At 70.0% G+C, this 14,100-nt stretch carries 14 protein-coding genes; 12 read left to right on the top strand and 2 right to left on the bottom strand.

The window, feature by feature from the left end; genetic code table 11:
• Positions 1-85 precede the first annotated feature (85 nt).
• The gene (locus ON41_RS18415) at positions 86-673 is read right to left on the bottom strand and encodes a TetR/AcrR family transcriptional regulator (RefSeq protein WP_040748914.1); all 588 of its coding nucleotides are present in this window, start codon (positions 671-673) and stop codon (positions 86-88) included.
• A gap of 553 nt (positions 674-1,226) precedes the next feature.
• Here ON41_RS18415 and ON41_RS18410 point away from each other — a divergent pair.
• Both ON41_RS18410 and ON41_RS18405 read left to right on the top strand, forming a co-directional pair.
• On the top strand, positions 1,227-3,518 hold the full coding sequence (locus ON41_RS18410) for a RelA/SpoT family protein (RefSeq protein WP_276325741.1): 2,292 nt from the start codon (positions 1,227-1,229) through the stop codon (positions 3,516-3,518).
• Between the two features lie 55 nt (positions 3,519-3,573).
• Complete coding sequence (locus ON41_RS18405) at positions 3,574-4,317, top strand: SDR family NAD(P)-dependent oxidoreductase (RefSeq protein WP_040748912.1); 744 nt, start codon at positions 3,574-3,576, stop codon at positions 4,315-4,317.
• A gap of 51 nt (positions 4,318-4,368) precedes the next feature.
• On the opposite strand, the gene ON41_RS18400 is transcribed toward ON41_RS18405, so the two are convergent.
• Complete coding sequence (locus tag ON41_RS18400; protein WP_051161873.1) at positions 4,369-5,271, bottom strand: DMT family transporter; 903 nt, start codon at positions 5,269-5,271, stop codon at positions 4,369-4,371.
• A gap of 606 nt (positions 5,272-5,877) precedes the next feature.
• On the opposite strand from ON41_RS18400, the gene ON41_RS18395 reads away from it, so the two are divergent.
• From ON41_RS18395 to ON41_RS18350, 10 genes are all read left to right on the top strand, one after another.
• Complete coding sequence (locus tag ON41_RS18395) at positions 5,878-7,461, top strand: cutinase family protein (RefSeq protein WP_040749020.1); 1,584 nt, start codon at positions 5,878-5,880, stop codon at positions 7,459-7,461.
• Positions 7,462-7,514: 53 nt separating this feature from the next.
• Positions 7,515-8,480 (top strand): DUF8176 domain-containing protein, encoded by a 966-nt coding sequence (locus ON41_RS18390; RefSeq protein WP_040748911.1) that lies wholly within the window; start codon positions 7,515-7,517, stop codon positions 8,478-8,480.
• Positions 8,481-8,495: 15 nt separating this feature from the next.
• Positions 8,496-9,371, top strand: coding sequence for a MinD/ParA family ATP-binding protein (locus tag ON41_RS18385; protein ID WP_040748910.1), 876 nt, complete (start codon positions 8,496-8,498; stop codon positions 9,369-9,371).
• Positions 9,368-10,048 carry a hypothetical protein gene (locus ON41_RS18380; RefSeq protein ID WP_246461598.1) on the top strand — a complete coding sequence of 227 codons (681 nt, stop codon included), beginning with the start codon at positions 9,368-9,370 and terminating at the stop codon, positions 10,046-10,048. Before ON41_RS18385 ends, ON41_RS18380 begins: the two co-directional genes overlap by 4 nt.
• Complete coding sequence (locus ON41_RS18375; RefSeq protein ID WP_040748909.1) at positions 10,045-10,341, top strand: hypothetical protein; 297 nt, start codon at positions 10,045-10,047, stop codon at positions 10,339-10,341. Before ON41_RS18380 ends, ON41_RS18375 begins: the two co-directional genes overlap by 4 nt.
• Positions 10,341-10,601, top strand: a complete 261-nt coding sequence (locus ON41_RS18370) for a hypothetical protein (RefSeq protein ID WP_040748908.1) — start codon at positions 10,341-10,343, stop codon at positions 10,599-10,601. The genes ON41_RS18375 and ON41_RS18370 overlap by 1 nt, the downstream gene beginning before the upstream one ends.
• Before the next feature lie 13 nt (positions 10,602-10,614).
• Entirely contained in the window at positions 10,615-11,262 is a 648-nt protein-coding gene (locus ON41_RS18365; protein WP_051161824.1) for a DUF8175 domain-containg protein, read from the top strand.
• Positions 11,259-12,101 (top strand): DUF8175 domain-containg protein, encoded by an 843-nt coding sequence (locus ON41_RS18360; protein ID WP_040748907.1) that lies wholly within the window; start codon positions 11,259-11,261, stop codon positions 12,099-12,101. Before ON41_RS18365 ends, ON41_RS18360 begins: the two co-directional genes overlap by 4 nt.
• Entirely contained in the window at positions 12,095-12,943 is an 849-nt protein-coding gene (locus ON41_RS18355; protein WP_157185522.1) for a DUF8175 domain-containg protein, read from the top strand. The genes ON41_RS18360 and ON41_RS18355 overlap by 7 nt, the downstream gene beginning before the upstream one ends.
• The coding region (locus ON41_RS18350; RefSeq protein WP_040749016.1) for a hypothetical protein at positions 12,937-14,100 on the top strand (1,164 nt) is incomplete at its 3' end. The genes ON41_RS18355 and ON41_RS18350, both read left to right, overlap by 7 nt.

Raw genomic sequence — 14,100 nt, 5'->3', positions numbered from 1 at the left:
GGCGACGTGCGAAAACAATGAATACGAAATATCGACGCAACAAATTGGGGAGTTTCGTCCAGCGGGCTCGACTCGATGCGACGGGCTACGCCCCGCCGCGCCCCGCCGCGAGGATGGTGGACACCGCCGCGTCGACCCGTTCGGTCACGGCCCGGGGCGAGGAGGCGTCCAGCTTGCCGTCCAGGTGCAGGAAGGCCAGGCCGTGGACCAGGGCCCACACCGCGTTCGCCATCGGCTCCGGGTCGGCGTCCGGGAAGGCTTGGCGCACAAGCGATTCGACGTACTCTGTGATCGCCTCGGTGGCCGCGACCCGCTCCGGGCCGGTCGGGTCGCACGGTTCGGCGAACATCACGCGGAACATTCCCGGTCGCGTCAGCGCGAACCGGACGTACGCGTTCGCGACGGCGGCCAGGCCCTCGGGCGTGGCCTGTGCGGGATGTGCCGCGGCCAACTGTTCGGCGAGTTCCTGATAGCCCACCGCCGCGACCGCGGACAGCAGCGCGTCGCGGTCGGCGAAGTGGCGGTAGGGCGCGGCGGTGGACACCCCCGCGCGCCTGGCCGCCGCGCGCAGCGACAGTTCGGTCGCCCCGCCCTCTTCCAGCAGTTCCACCGCTGCCCGCACCAGGGCATTGGGCAGATCGCCGTGGTGATACGAGGTGGTCGACGTTGCCATGGCTCACTACTGTAGCAAGAGTTGACACCGCTTACATCCTGCCCTGGTGTTAGCGTCGCATGCATAAGTATGCGGTGCTTAGGGCCAGCTCGCCCTGCACATGCCGGTCCCGACCTCCGTGTCGAGCCGGAAGTAGCGTCACCGCGGCCGGACGGGGGCGACCGCGTGAGCGCGGCCCGGTAGTGTGTCGGTCGTCACGCAGGAGACTCCCGGTCCGGTGACACCGGACGGGAGTACGCGGGTATCAGCCATATTCCAGCGAACGGGAAGGTGCGCCCGCGGTGGCCGCGGCACGCCTCACCAGCGCGCTCGGTGTCCGTTCCGGCGGCCGGGTGTCCTCGGAGCCCGGCGCGTGTCCTGCGACCGGATTAAAGTTGGTGGTCTGAGCGGTTGGACCGGTCGGATAAGGTGTGCCGATCGAGCCAGGAGAGGTGGTGGCATGACTCAGCATCTGGAAAAGGCGAATGCCGAGCAATCGAGTCCCGGCAACGGCGCTACCCCGTCTCCTGCCGCCCCGGCTCCCGAATCGCAGTCGTCGCCCACCCCGCGCAATATGCCGATGCGGCAGCCCGGCGCCCCGGCCGCGGTCCCCACCTCCGCCTCGCGCCGCGTGCGCGCCCGGCTGGCGCGGCGAATGACCGGTCAGCGCGGCATCTCCGCGGTCAAACCGGTGCTCGAGCCGCTCGCCACCGTCCATCGCGAGCTGTACCCGAAGGCCAATCTGCAATTGTTGCAGCGCGCCTTCGACGTCGCCGACGAGAAGCACGCCCACCAGTTCCGCAAATCCGGCGACCCGTACATCACCCACCCGCTCGCGGTCGCCAACATTCTCGCCGAACTCGGCATGGACACCACCACCCTCGTCGCCGCGCTGCTGCACGACACCGTCGAGGACACCGGCTACTCGCTCGAGGAACTCACCCGCGACTTCGGTCCCGAGGTGGCGCATCTGGTCGACGGCGTCACCAAACTCGACAAGGTCAACCTGGGCGCGGCCGCCGAGGCCGAGACCATCCGCAAGATGATCATCGCGATGGCCCGCGACCCGCGCGTGCTGGTGATCAAGGTCGCCGACCGGCTGCACAACATGCGCACCATGCGTTTCCTGCCGCCGGAGAAGCAGGCCAAGAAGGCCCGCGAGACGCTGGAAGTCATTGCACCGCTTGCCCATCGGCTCGGTATGGCGACGGTCAAGTGGGAGCTGGAGGATCTGGCCTTCGCGATCCTGCACCCGAAGAAGTACGACGAGATCGTGCGCCTGGTCGCCGACCGCGCGCCCTCGCGCGACACCTACCTGGCCAAGGTGCGCGCCGAGATCGTCAACACCCTGGCCGCCAGCCGCATCAACGCCATCGTCGAGGGCCGCCCCAAGCACTACTGGTCGATCTACCAGAAGATGATCGTCAAGGGTAAGGACTTCGACGACATCCACGACCTGGTCGGCATCCGCATCCTGTGCGACGAGGTGCGCGACTGCTACGCCGCCGTCGGTGTCGTGCACTCGCTGTGGCAGCCGATGGCGGGCCGGTTCAAGGACTACATCGCCCAGCCGCGCTACGGCGTCTACCAGTCGCTGCACACCACCGTCGTGGGCCCGGACGGCAAACCGCTCGAGGTGCAGATCCGCACCCAGGACATGCACCGCACCGCCGAATTCGGCATCGCCGCGCACTGGCGCTACAAGGAGACCAGGGGCAAACACTCCAACGACTCGACCGAGGTCGACGATATGGCGTGGATGCGGCAGCTGCTCGACTGGCAGCGGGAGGCGGCCGACCCGGCCGAGTTCCTGGAGTCGCTGCGTTTCGACCTGAAGTCGCCGGAGATCTTCGTCTTCACGCCGAAGGGCGATGTCATCACCCTGCCGCAGAAGTCGACGCCGGTCGATTTCGCCTACGCCGTGCACACCGAGGTCGGCCATCGCTGCATCGGCGCCCGCGTCAACGGCCGGCTGGTCGCGCTGGAACGGCAGCTGGAGAACGGTGAGGTCGTCGAGATCTTCACCTCGAAGGCGCAGAACGCCGGGCCGAGCCGCGACTGGCAGAACTTCGTGGTGTCCCCGCGCGCCAAGGCCAAGATCCGGCAGTGGTTCGCCAAGGAACGCCGCGAGGAGGCCCTCGAGGCCGGTAAGGAGCAGATCTCCAAGGAGGTCCGCCGCTCCGGACTGCCGCTGCAGCGCCTGATGAGCGCCGACGCCATGAGCGCCCTCGCGCACGAACTGCACTACACCGACATCTCCGCGCTGTACGCGGCCGTCGGTGAGAACCAGGTCTCGGCGCACACCGTCGTGCAGCGCCTGATGGCGCAGCTCGGCGGCGTCGGCGACGTGGAGAACGAACTCGCCGAACGCTCGACCCCGTCCACCCTGCCCGCGCGCCAGCGCGTGAGTGGCGATGCGGGCGTGGAGATTCCGGGCGCGCCGGGCACGGTCGCCAAACTCGCCAAGTGCTGCACGCCGGTCCCGGGCGACGAGATCATGGGCTTCGTGACCCGCGGGGGAGCGGTGAGCGTGCACCGCACCGACTGCACCAACGCCGACTCCTTGCAAGCCCAGGCCGAACGCATCATCGACGTGAAGTGGGCGCCCTCGCCGTCGTCGGTGTTCCTGGTCGCCATCCAGATCGAGGCCCTGGACCGCACGCGGCTGCTCTCGGATGTCACCAAGGTGCTCGCCGACGAGAAGGTCAACATTCTGTCCGCCTCGGTGATGACCTCCGGTGACCGCGTCGCCATCAGCAAGTTCACCTTCGAGATGGGCGATCCGAAACACCTGGGCCACCTGCTGAACGTGGTGCGCAATGTGGAGGGCGTGTACGACGTCTACCGCGTGACCTCCGCGGCCTGAGCCGTCCCGCCCGGCGCTTGACCTGGAGCGCTCTCGAAGATCTACCGTGCGGGGCATGGATGCAGCTATCACGCTCGACGGCCGGGTCGCCCTGGTCACCGGTGGTTCCCGAGGGATCGGACGAGGGATCGCGCAGACGCTGGCCCGCGCCGGCGCGGCGGTCGCCGTCAACTATCGCGGGCGCGAGGACGAGGCCGCCGCGACCGTCGCCGCGATCGAGCGGGCCGGTGGCACGGCCGTCGCCGTCCGCGCGAATGTCGCCGACCGGGCCGAGGTGGAGGCGATGGCCGCGCGGGTGGGCGCGGCGCTCGGGCCGATCGATGTGCTGATCAACAACGCCGGAATCGCCACCATCCGCGGCCTCGACGACCTCACCGAGGCGGACTTCGACGAGACCCTGGCCGTGAACCTGAAATCGGCGTTCCTGTGCACCCAGACGGTCGTTCCCGGCATGCGGTCGCGCGGGTGGGGCCGGATCGTGAACATCTCCTCGGTGGCGGCCCGCGGCGCGGGAGGCGTCGGCGTGCACTACAACGCGTCCAAGGCCGGGCTGGAGGGCCTGACCCGCGGCTACTCCGCCCGTCTGGCCGCCGACGGCATCACCGTGAACGCCGTCGCGCCGGGCCTCGTCGACACCGAGATGGCCGCGCCCCTCAAGGAAGCCGGCGTCGCCGACCGCCTGCCGGTCGGCCGCATCGGCGCCCCGGAGGAAATCGGCCGGGCCGTCCTCATGGTGCTCACCAACGGCTACCTCACCGGCCAGACCATCGCGGTGAACGGCGGCGGCAGCTTCATTTGATTCCCTTTGTCCCGGCGTGCTTTCGGCGTCCCGGCGTGCTTTCGGCCGGGATCACTCCACCGACACCACAGCCTCCACCGCCTGCGCCCGTGACAACCGCACCGCCTCGACGCCCATCACCACGACGGCCAGCAGAACGAAGACGGTGCCGACCGGACCGCTGCGCAGGCGCTCCTCGAGGACGGTGATGCCGATGAAGGCCGCGCCGAGCGGTTCGGCGACCGTGAAGGCGGGCAACGATGCGGAGAGCGGGCCGACCTGATACCCGCGCTGCTGCAGGTACAAGCCGACTATGCCGGAGGCGACCAGGGTGTAGGGCTGCCAGGACGTGAGGACCGCGCCCGCGCTCTGCCCGAACAACTCGGTGACATGTCCGGTGAGCGCCGCCGCGAGTCCGAACAACAATCCGGCGGCGGTTCCGAGCAGCAGAGCGCGCACCGCCGGATTCCGCGCGGTGAATCCGGCGACAACCCCTACGGCGGTGACCCCCAGAAGCAGGCCCATCGGCCAGATCCAGTCCCGCCACGGCGCATTCGTCACGCCCTCCGTCGGATCGCCGACGACGAGGAATACCGCCAGCGCCACCGACAGCGCGACCGCCTGCGCCCACATCCGCGCGCTGACCCGACGGCCGCTGTAGTGCGCGGCCAGCGGCAGCGCGAAGACCAGCGCGGTGACCAGGATCGGCTGCACCACCAGCACCGACCCCAGGGCCAGCGCCGCCACCTGGAACGCGAATCCGCCCGCGTCCCCGACGATCCCGGCCCACCAGCGCGGGCTGCGCACGAGTCGCGCCAGGAACGCCTCGCCCTCGGGCACCTCCGCGGCCGCCCGCTGCTGCGCCACCGCCGACACCGCGAACAACACCGCACCGACGAACGCGCACGACACCGCCGCCACCGGAAGATCCGCCACCGTGCCAGTCTGCCCGCCTATCCGGCCGCTGTCGGGCATCGGGCGGCGTGTCTCGCGGACTTCCGCCACATCCTCGCCACCCTGTTTCCGCCACCGGGCGGGGCCGGACGGCCCGGCGACCCCGATTACGCGGCGCGCCGGGAGACGGGACGTTGTCGATTCAGCGCAATTGTGGCGAATGTGAAAAATGGCCTGTCAAAGGATAAATCGATGCTTCGTTCGAAAGCCATCCGCGCACTAGCTAATTCATAGCACCACTCGAATCCGGCGGATTTGCTGCTTTGTGGCGCGTACCGCGCGCCGAGATGGCTTCGGGGCGTTAGTATTCCGGCAGTCGCAGAACGGTTGCCACAACCGACGGGCCATAGTAAGGATGGCCACAATAATTCCGGTCGGTTTGCCGTTTCGACGTCAATTCTTCCGACGCTGCGTTCGCAATGTGCAGGATGCACTGCGGTGTTCGCTGGATTCTGTTACGGTCTATTGCGTTTCGGGGCCACGCGGCAACGGCGTAACTCGAACGCGCGACGGTCGCGGGGCAGCGATCATCGCAACGACGGGTCGCCGGGACACCGACCCTCCGAACTGATGCATACAGCTGGTGAAGGGGGTCAGATCTTGCTGGCCACGCGCAGAACCTGGAGCATGCCGGCGGCGGTCGCGCTCACCCTCGCTGCCGCGACGTCGATCGGGGCCGTGCCCGCGCACGCGCAGCCCGGTCCCACCACCAAGATCGCCATCGACACCTGTCCCGCCCTGTACGCCTTGGGAATCCAGGGCACCGGGGAATCCTCGCCCGACGCCGCCCCGACCACCGATACGGGCATGTTGTCGCAGGTCTTCCTGCCGCTGCTGGCGGCGGCTCCCGACACCGGCCTGGTCCAGCGCGCCTACGTGCCCTACGAATCCGGCTTCGGCGGCGCGGTTCCCGGTGGCGCGGCGCCGTATTCGGAATCGCTGGCCGGCGGGCTGAGCCGGCTGCGGGGGATGGCGCGGCAGATCGCCGATCGCTGCGAGCAGACCCGGTTCGCCATCACGGGCTATTCCCAAGGCGCGCACGTCGCCTCGCTGTTCGCGCAGGAGGTGGGCGCACACCAGGGCGTCCTGCCCCCGGAGAAGATCGCCGCGGTCGCCCTGTTCGCCGACCCGACCCGCAACACCGGCGCGCCGCTGTTCCCCGGCGCTCCCGGCAAGTCCACCCCCGACGCCGCTCCGGGCACCCGGGGCGAGCGGGTCGCGGCCTTGCAGACGCTGCCCCAGGAGCCCGCGACCGGCGGCGGCATCGGGCCCGACCGCGACCGCGCCGCCGACTTCGGCGCGCTGACCGGCAGGGTCGCGAGCTTCTGCGCCGCGGGCGATCTCGCCTGTGACGCGCCCGCCGGCGCCCCGATCCTGCGCGCGGTCGCGAATGTGGCGGGCCAGTCCACACTGTCGGGCGGCGACCCGATCAACGCCCTGGTGTCGATCTCGCAGGCCCTGGCGTTCACGTCGATCAAAACCGCGTCCACGGTGGTGAACTCCGATATCGGCGGCACCACGCCGGCCTCGCTGTCCTACCAGCCGCGGCAGTCCATCTCGCAGCGCATCGCCGAGGCCTCCGATCCGCGCAGCCGCATCGCCCTCGCCGATCCGATGCGTGCGATGTTCAAGGTCGGGGTGATCGGTCTCAACGCGGTGGGCACGACGCTGCGCACGGTGCTGAACCCCGCCGCCATCGGCGAATTGGCGCGCGCCGCGCTGACCAACCCGCCCGTCGCGCTGGTCATGCTCGCCACGAGGCTGACCGGTGCGGTCACCCAGCTGGTCCCGCCGACGACGGTCTCGCGCCTGGTGTCCGAGTCGTTCGACGCGGTCGTCCAGAACATCACCGACAACAAGGACCTGCTCGACACCGCCACCTGGGTGCGCTACTGGGACACCGTCCAACGCCACGGCGCCTATGCGACCGCCGCCGTGGACGCCAACGGCGACGCTCCCGTCCGGTTCGCGGCCGACTGGTTCGCCGCCGCGGCCCGCGATCTGTCCGGCGCACAGGGCGCCTCCCAACCACAGAAAGGTACGTCGAACAGCACGATTACCGGAATCTTGATGCCGCCCCCCGGCGCGTCGAGTTCGCCGAATTCGTCGGGTACGGGACAATTTCCGTTTGGGACAGGCCCCGGCGGCGTGCCGCCGACCTCGCCCACGGCTGCTACCCCTGACAACGCCTACCCGTTCTCCACGAACTGATCGCCGAGAGGTCCGACGATGCCGCACGTGCCTGGCTCCGCGGGGATGGGGGAATGTTGAAGTCGTACAAAGATCTGGAGCGCTGGTACCCGGCGCTCGAGCCGCCGGGCGACGCGGTCCGGCCACCCGCCGGTGAGCAGCCGACGTTCGCCGACGACGAGGCGGGCTCCGGTGCGGGTCGCTACCCGCACTACATCCGCGAGACCGAACCCGAACCGTTCGACATCCCGTTCGCCGCCGACCCGTCCGGCCGCGACGAATTCACCGGCGGCTGGACCGACTGGGTGGGCGACCACGCTCCCGGCCCGGACGACGACTACCCGGCCCGCGACGACACCGTGGTCCGCTTGCCCTGGGACGACGAGGATCCCGAGCCGCGCACGCTGGGGCGCTCGCACGCCGGGACGGACCGGTCCGGCCGCATCGGGCGCGACGGGCCGGGCGCCGCCTCCCCGCACACGCTGCGCGAGCGCGCCCGCCCGAACCGGCTGCGCGCCGCGGTCGTGCTGGTGATCGCCGTGCTGTTGCTCGGGCTCGCGGGCGCCCTCGCGCTCTACCTGCTGCACTCGCGCGGCGCCGCAACGCATTCCGGTTCCCTCAACGCGCCCGCGGTGCGCCTCACGGCGGCCACCGGCGACGGGAGCGCGGCCGGGTTCTGCCCGACCGAGCGCGCCGACCGCGTGGTGCGCGGCGCCGAACCGGGCGGCACCGCCTCCGGTCCGGACGCGATCATGTGGTTCCAGTACTCGTACTACGTCGAACGGTCCGCCGAGCGGGCGCTCGAGGTCGTCGCCCCCGGGACGGTCCTGTCGCCCGCGTCGGTGATCCAGCGCGGTATCGACTCGGTCCCGCTCGGCACCGCACACTGTGTTCGCGTGTCGACCGTGACCGAGGACAAGTATTCGGTGGAGGTCACCGAGCGCCGCCCCGGCGGCGCGCCGAAGACCTATGGCAAGCAGACGGTCACCACCGCGGTGATCGGCGGCCGCACCCTGATCACGGGCATCGCGGCGGGGTAAGAGGAGAGCTGAGCGATGGGACAGGACTGGAGCCGGTGGCTCGACGAGGCGCCCGAGGCGGGCGACCCGGCGAGCCGTCAGACGCGCGCCAAGGCTCCGGTGGTGCGGTTACGGAAGGGGCGGCGCGAGGACGGCGGCGACGCCGGCTCGCCGCGCCCGATCCTGGTGGTCGGCGGCTGCGGTGGCGCCGGCACGACCACGACCGCGCTCGGCATCGCCGGGGAGATCGTCACCTCGGGGGCGCCGACCGTCGCCGTCGACGCCACGGCCTCCGGTAGCGATCTGGCCCTGCGCGGCGCCGACGAGCACCTGAGCCCGATCAGCCTGCAGCAGTGGCTCTACGGCCGCGGCGACGACGAACCCGCGCCGCTGAAGGAATGCCTGTCGCACGCCGCGTCCGGAATCGGCCTGCTGTGGCGCGATTCGGCCCCGCTGCGCCGCCGCGCGACCTACCTGACCGTCTCGCGCGCCGTCGCCGACGCGGGGTACACCCCCGTCTACGACGGCGGCAACCCGATCGCCGGGCGGCACCTGCGCCCGCTGCTGGAGGACGCCGATATCGCTCTCGTCCTGGCCATTCCGGCCCGCGTGGACGCCGCCAACCGGCTGCGCGTCACCCTCGAATGGCTCGACGACGAATTCGGCGGCCCGGCCGAGGGGCAGGGCGGCGGCATCGTCGGCGACACCACGATCGTGATCTCCCACCAGCAGCCCGGCAACGAGCCCCTGATCGCGGATCATCTGCGGGAACATCTGAACGGCTGGGTGCGCGATATCCGCGAGATTCCCTACGACCCGCAGCTGGCGCGCGGAGAACTGGTGCGGCACAACGCCCTTGCCGCCGACACCCGCAGGGCCTATCGCACGCTCGTGTCGGGGGTGGCATCATGACCGCGGCCATGAAGGAACATCGGAACTCTCGAGACTCCGCCGGTCCCGCCGCCGACGCTCCGGCCGGCGCCGCGGGCGTCGTCGCACCACCCGAATCGCGCCGGGCGCCGGTCTGGGACCGGCCCGTTCCCGGCGCCGGGCGCGCCCCGCTGGTGTGGTTGCTCGGCGTGCACGGCGGCGCCGGCGCCAGCACCCTGGCGCACGTGCTCGCGCCCGCCGCGGATTCCCACCGCCGCTGGCCCGGGGTGCTCGATCGGGAGTCCCCCTTCGTCGTGCTGGTCGCCCGCGAGACCATCGCCGGGCTGGCCCGCGCCCACGATCTCCTGCGCCAGCATCGCGCGGGGCTCGCCGGTCCGAGCGAGGTGCTCGGACTGATCACCGTGGCCGCTCGTCCGGGCCGGATGCCCGCCGAGATCCGCCGCTATCGCGATGTGGTCGGCTCGCTGGCCGGCCGGGTGTGGCAGGTGTCGTGGTACGAGGAGTGGACGCTCGTCGAACCCGATCAGCTGCCGGTGTGGTCGCCGTCGGACCCGCCGCCGCAGCAGAAGAAACGCAAGCTCGATCCCCTGCAAGAGGTTCCGCACGGCGTCGACGAGCTCGGTGCGAGCATCGTCGACGTGATCCGTGAGAAAGTAACTAGCAGTTCGCAATTGGAAGAAGAAGAGGACGCTCGATGAGTACCATCCTGGCGGCCGTGCACGAGACGTACGGTGCTGTTCTCGCTCAAGTCGGAAATCCGACGCCCGAGGCGCCCCCGGCCTCGGAGAAATTGCTGAAGTTGGTCCGGTATTTCACCTGGTTCGTGCTGCTGTCCGGAATCATGGGCATCACCTACGCGGGAGGCAAGTTCGCATGGGAGAAGTGGACGGGAGGCGGCCTCGAGTCGCCGAAGATGGTGGCCGGCGCCATGATCGGCGGCATCATCGCGACGAGTGCCGGAACCATCATGAACGCGGTCATCGGTAGCTGATGGCCACGGCGACCGTGCTTGCCTACAAGCAGATACCGGCCGATGTGATCGAGCCCGTCATGCAGCTCATCAACTGGCTGCTGTGGGTGGTGCTGTTGTTCTGCCTGGCCTGGATGATCATCTCGGCCGGGCGGCTGTGGTCGGCGATGCGCGACGACATGGCCGTGAACGACGCCTCCCACGGCATCGTGATGAGCCTGATCGGCGCGATCGTGGCCAGTTCGGCGAGCGCGATCGCACTGACCGTGCTGCCGACGTGAACGGTTGAGCCCCATGACTTCGGCCGAGATCGACACCCCGGTGAATACCCTGCGTATCCGCCGCGCCGCCGCGGGCGTGCTCGGCGCCGCCGTGCTGGCGGCCGCCGGCTGCGGGGGAGACGACGGCGGTGCGTCGCGACCGGATCCGGCGCGGCCGCCCAGCGGTGTGCGCTGGCAGCCGTATCAGGGCGTCGCCCTGCCGGTCACCGATCAGGGCCCCAGGAACGACAGCGACGGCGCCGCAACCGGATTCGACCACACCCCCTCGGGTGCGGCGGTCGCGGCCATCACGCATTCGGTGCGGTTGTCGGTGGCCACCGACAACCAGTGGTCGGCGGTGGTCGCGCGTGAGGTCGTGCCCGGCCCGGCCCGCGACGACTGGTCGGTCAACCGCGTGCAGCTGTCGATCACCGGCCCGGCGGCACAGCAGTACGCGCCGCGCGTGCTCGGCTACCGCGTCACCGACTACACCCAGGACAGATCGACCGTGGACGTCTACACCGAATACTCCGACGGCTCGCGTGCGGTGAACCACACGACCGTCGAATGGTTCGCAGAGGACTGGAGGTTACGCCTGCCCGATCCGGACGCCGCCGCGCGGCCGGTCGAGTCCATCGACCAAACGCCCACCGACATCGTGACACTGGAGGCTCCGACATGACAGAGAAGGATGCGGCCGGTTCCTATACCGGGTCCGACCGCAGCGTCTCCTTCGGCGTCATCGCCTCCGCCGCGGTGCTCGCGCTGATCGTCGTGGTCGGGGTGTTCATGTACGTCGGGCGCGACGACTCCGGTGAGCACCGGTCGCCCGAATCCGGGCCGTCGCCGGTCGCGGGGAGTGGCGCCACGGGCTTCGCCGCACCCGAGGTCGACCTGTTCGGCCGCCGGGTGGACATCCCGAACAACCCCGCCGGACAGGTGCTGTCGCAGGATCCGTCGAAGGAGAAGAGCCCGACCGAGGACGACTGGCTGACCGCCGCCCCCGCGGGCACCACCGATCCGCGCGGCTGGCAGCGGGTCTACGGCGCGTCGGTCCCGTTCTCCACCAGCGACGGGCCCACCCGTATCGACGAGAACGGCCTGGCCGTCGGGTATTCGCACACCCCGCAGGGCGCGGCGCTGGCGGCGGCGCAGATCACCTACCGCCTCAACGCCCGTCCCGCCGACCGGAATCTGTACACCGGACAGGTCCGGGTGTCCGCGCAGCAGCAGGCGGCCTACGACAAGGCGCTGAAGGCCGGAAAACTCCCCGAGCAGCAGCCGGAGCGGATCACCCGCTATCTGGTCGCGCCGGACGCTTTCCGGGTCGAGAACTACGCCGACGATATGGCCATCGTGCGGCTGGCCGCGCGCGGCCCGGTCTCCGACGGCAAGCAGCTGTGGGCGGCGATCCGGCTGGTGATGGTGTGGGATGCGGGCGACTGGCGGCTCAAGCCGACCGAGTCCAAGGGCTCGCCGACCGAGTACATCGACTCGATCGCGGGGTGGACGTCATGGTGAGCGGGCCGGGCCCCGGGGGAGCGGGCGGCGGAATCTCGGTGCGGCTGCTGGGTTTCGCGGCGGTGCTGACCGTTGCGCTGGCGGTCACGGTGACCGTGGTGACCATGCGCCGCGACGGGCACGCCACGGTGTCGGCCGCGGACCCGACGCCGGTGGTGAGCACGAGCGCGGTGGCCGCCGCGCCGGGCTTCGGCCCCGCCGACGCCGATATGTTCGGCCGCCGCGTCGACATCCCGAACGACCCCGCGGGACAGCCGCTCGCCCAGGATCCGGCGGCGCAGCGCCGCCCCGACGATCCGCAGTGGCTCACGGCGGCGCCGAGTCCCGTTCAGGGAGAAGGGGTCTGGCAGCGGATCTTCGGCGGGCCGGTGGTGCGATTCTCCGCCTCCGACGGCCCGAGCCGGATCGAGGGCAAGGCGGCGGTGGGGTACGCCCACACGCCGCAGGGTGCGGTGCTGGCCGCAGAACAGCACTACTGGCGTACCAACGCCAATCCGACCGACCGCGAACTGCTGCTGCGGCTCGTGGCGGCGTCGCCGGAGTATCTGGCCGAATACGATCGGCTGGTGGCCGCGGGCAAGGTGTCGCAACGCCTGCCCGAGAAGCTGACGCCGCTCTTGTTCGCCTCGGACGCGTTTCGCGTCGAGAGTTATACCGACGATCACGCGATGGTCGATATCGCGAGAAAGGCACGAGAAGTCATCGATGGCCAACCGACATGGGTGGGCACGCGTCTTGCGGTCGTCTGGCGCGACGGCGATTGGAAGTTGACGGCTGTGAACGGGCAACAACTGGTCCGGATCGATTCACTGCGAAGCATCGAGGGGTGGACGACATGGTGAGACGTCTCGTCACGATCCTTGCGGTCGTGTTCACCGTCATGGTCGCGACACCGACGGTGGCGTACGGACAGACCTACGGGTTCGATCAGACCTGCAACGACATCCACGACGATCTGGACGGCCTCGGCCTGCCGGGCGTGTCGCTCGGCGACGCCGCCTCGGCCGCCTGCAAGGCGGGCAACGCCGCCACACACCCGGGTGACGCCGCGGGCGCCGTGCGCGACAAGGCGTGGGACTCCACCTTCGGCAAGGTGGTCGACTCGTTGATGAACGGGCTCGGCCAGGCGCTGATCCTGGCGCTGACCTTCTGGATGAAGGTGCCCAACGAGCGAATAAGCGACGGCGGAGCGCTGTTCCAGAAGATCAACGACTACACGTATCAGGCTCAGATCCTCTTACTCATAGTGTCGGTGATCCTCTCCGGCGCCAGACTGGCGGAGGCCAGACGCGGCGCCGCGATGAACGAGGCCGGCGAATCGTTCCGGATGTTCGCCCGCGTCATATTCAGTTCGTGGATGCTCGGCGCCGTGATCGTGGCGGGCACCCAGGCCTCGGACCGCTTCTCCGCGTGGGTGATTCAGGACGCCACCGACGGCAACGCCAAGAACATCGCCGAGTTCATGGTGAAAACGGCGAAGCTGCAGGCGTTCTCGCCCGGTCTGGTGCTCATCATCGCGGTGGTCGGATTGCTGGGCGCGCTCGCGCAGATCGTGCTGGCGATCGTCCGGCAGGGGTTGCTGGTGGTGGCCGCGGGCATGCTGCCGCTGGCCGCTGCGGCCTCCGGCACGAGTATGGGTAAGCAGTCCTATCCGAAGCTGCTGAGCTGGATCATCGCGTTCATGCTGTGGAAACCGGTGGCCGCGATCGTGTACATGATCGCCTTCATCGCGGTCGGCAACACCGACGAGCTGTCGTCCACCGCCGGACTGCCCGACGCCGAGCAGGCGCAGCGCATGCTGGTCGCGATCGTACTGCTGTGCAGCGTGGCCTTCGTCCTGCCCGCCCTCATGCGCCTGGTCGCCCCGACCGTGGCCATGATCGGCACCGGCGGTTCGGGTCTGGGCGCGACCGGCGGCGTGCTGCTGGGCGCGGCGGCCCTGGGCGCCGTGGGCACCAAGGCGGTGGGTGTGCGCACCCAGGCCGCCGCGGGCGCGCCG

It is taken from the genome of Nocardia transvalensis NBRC 15921 (assembly GCF_000308875.1).
Taxonomy (GTDB): Bacteria; Actinomycetota; Actinomycetes; order Mycobacteriales; family Mycobacteriaceae; genus Nocardia; species Nocardia transvalensis.
The sequence above is the reverse complement of the archived record's forward strand: the minus strand, read 5'-3'. Positions and strand labels throughout refer to the sequence as shown.

Excerpts from the sequence above, each read along its gene's own strand:
- ON41_RS18395 (WP_040749020.1), top strand. The coding sequence starts at position 5,878 with ATGCCGGCGGCGGTCGCGCTCACCCTCGCTGCCGCGACGTCGATCGGG.
- ON41_RS18400 (WP_051161873.1), bottom strand. The coding sequence starts at position 5,271 with ATGCCCGACAGCGGCCGGATAGGCGGGCAGACTGGCACGGTGGCGGAT.
- ON41_RS18390 (WP_040748911.1), top strand. The coding sequence starts at position 7,515 with ATGTTGAAGTCGTACAAAGATCTGGAGCGCTGGTACCCGGCGCTCGAG.
- ON41_RS18410 (WP_276325741.1), top strand. The coding sequence starts at position 1,227 with ATGCCGATGCGGCAGCCCGGCGCCCCGGCCGCGGTCCCCACCTCCGCC.
- ON41_RS18380 (WP_246461598.1), top strand. The coding sequence starts at position 9,368 with ATGACCGCGGCCATGAAGGAACATCGGAACTCTCGAGACTCCGCCGGT.
- ON41_RS18415 (WP_040748914.1), bottom strand. The coding sequence starts at position 673 with ATGGCAACGTCGACCACCTCGTATCACCACGGCGATCTGCCCAATGCC.
- ON41_RS18360 (WP_040748907.1), top strand. The coding sequence starts at position 11,259 with ATGACAGAGAAGGATGCGGCCGGTTCCTATACCGGGTCCGACCGCAGC.
- ON41_RS18375 (WP_040748909.1), top strand. The coding sequence starts at position 10,045 with ATGAGTACCATCCTGGCGGCCGTGCACGAGACGTACGGTGCTGTTCTC.
- ON41_RS18385 (WP_040748910.1), top strand. The coding sequence starts at position 8,496 with ATGGGACAGGACTGGAGCCGGTGGCTCGACGAGGCGCCCGAGGCGGGC.
- ON41_RS18370 (WP_040748908.1), top strand. The coding sequence starts at position 10,341 with ATGGCCACGGCGACCGTGCTTGCCTACAAGCAGATACCGGCCGATGTG.
- ON41_RS18355 (WP_157185522.1), top strand. The coding sequence starts at position 12,095 with ATGGTGAGCGGGCCGGGCCCCGGGGGAGCGGGCGGCGGAATCTCGGTG.
- ON41_RS18405 (WP_040748912.1), top strand. The coding sequence starts at position 3,574 with ATGGATGCAGCTATCACGCTCGACGGCCGGGTCGCCCTGGTCACCGGT.
- ON41_RS18365 (WP_051161824.1), top strand. The coding sequence starts at position 10,615 with ATGACTTCGGCCGAGATCGACACCCCGGTGAATACCCTGCGTATCCGC.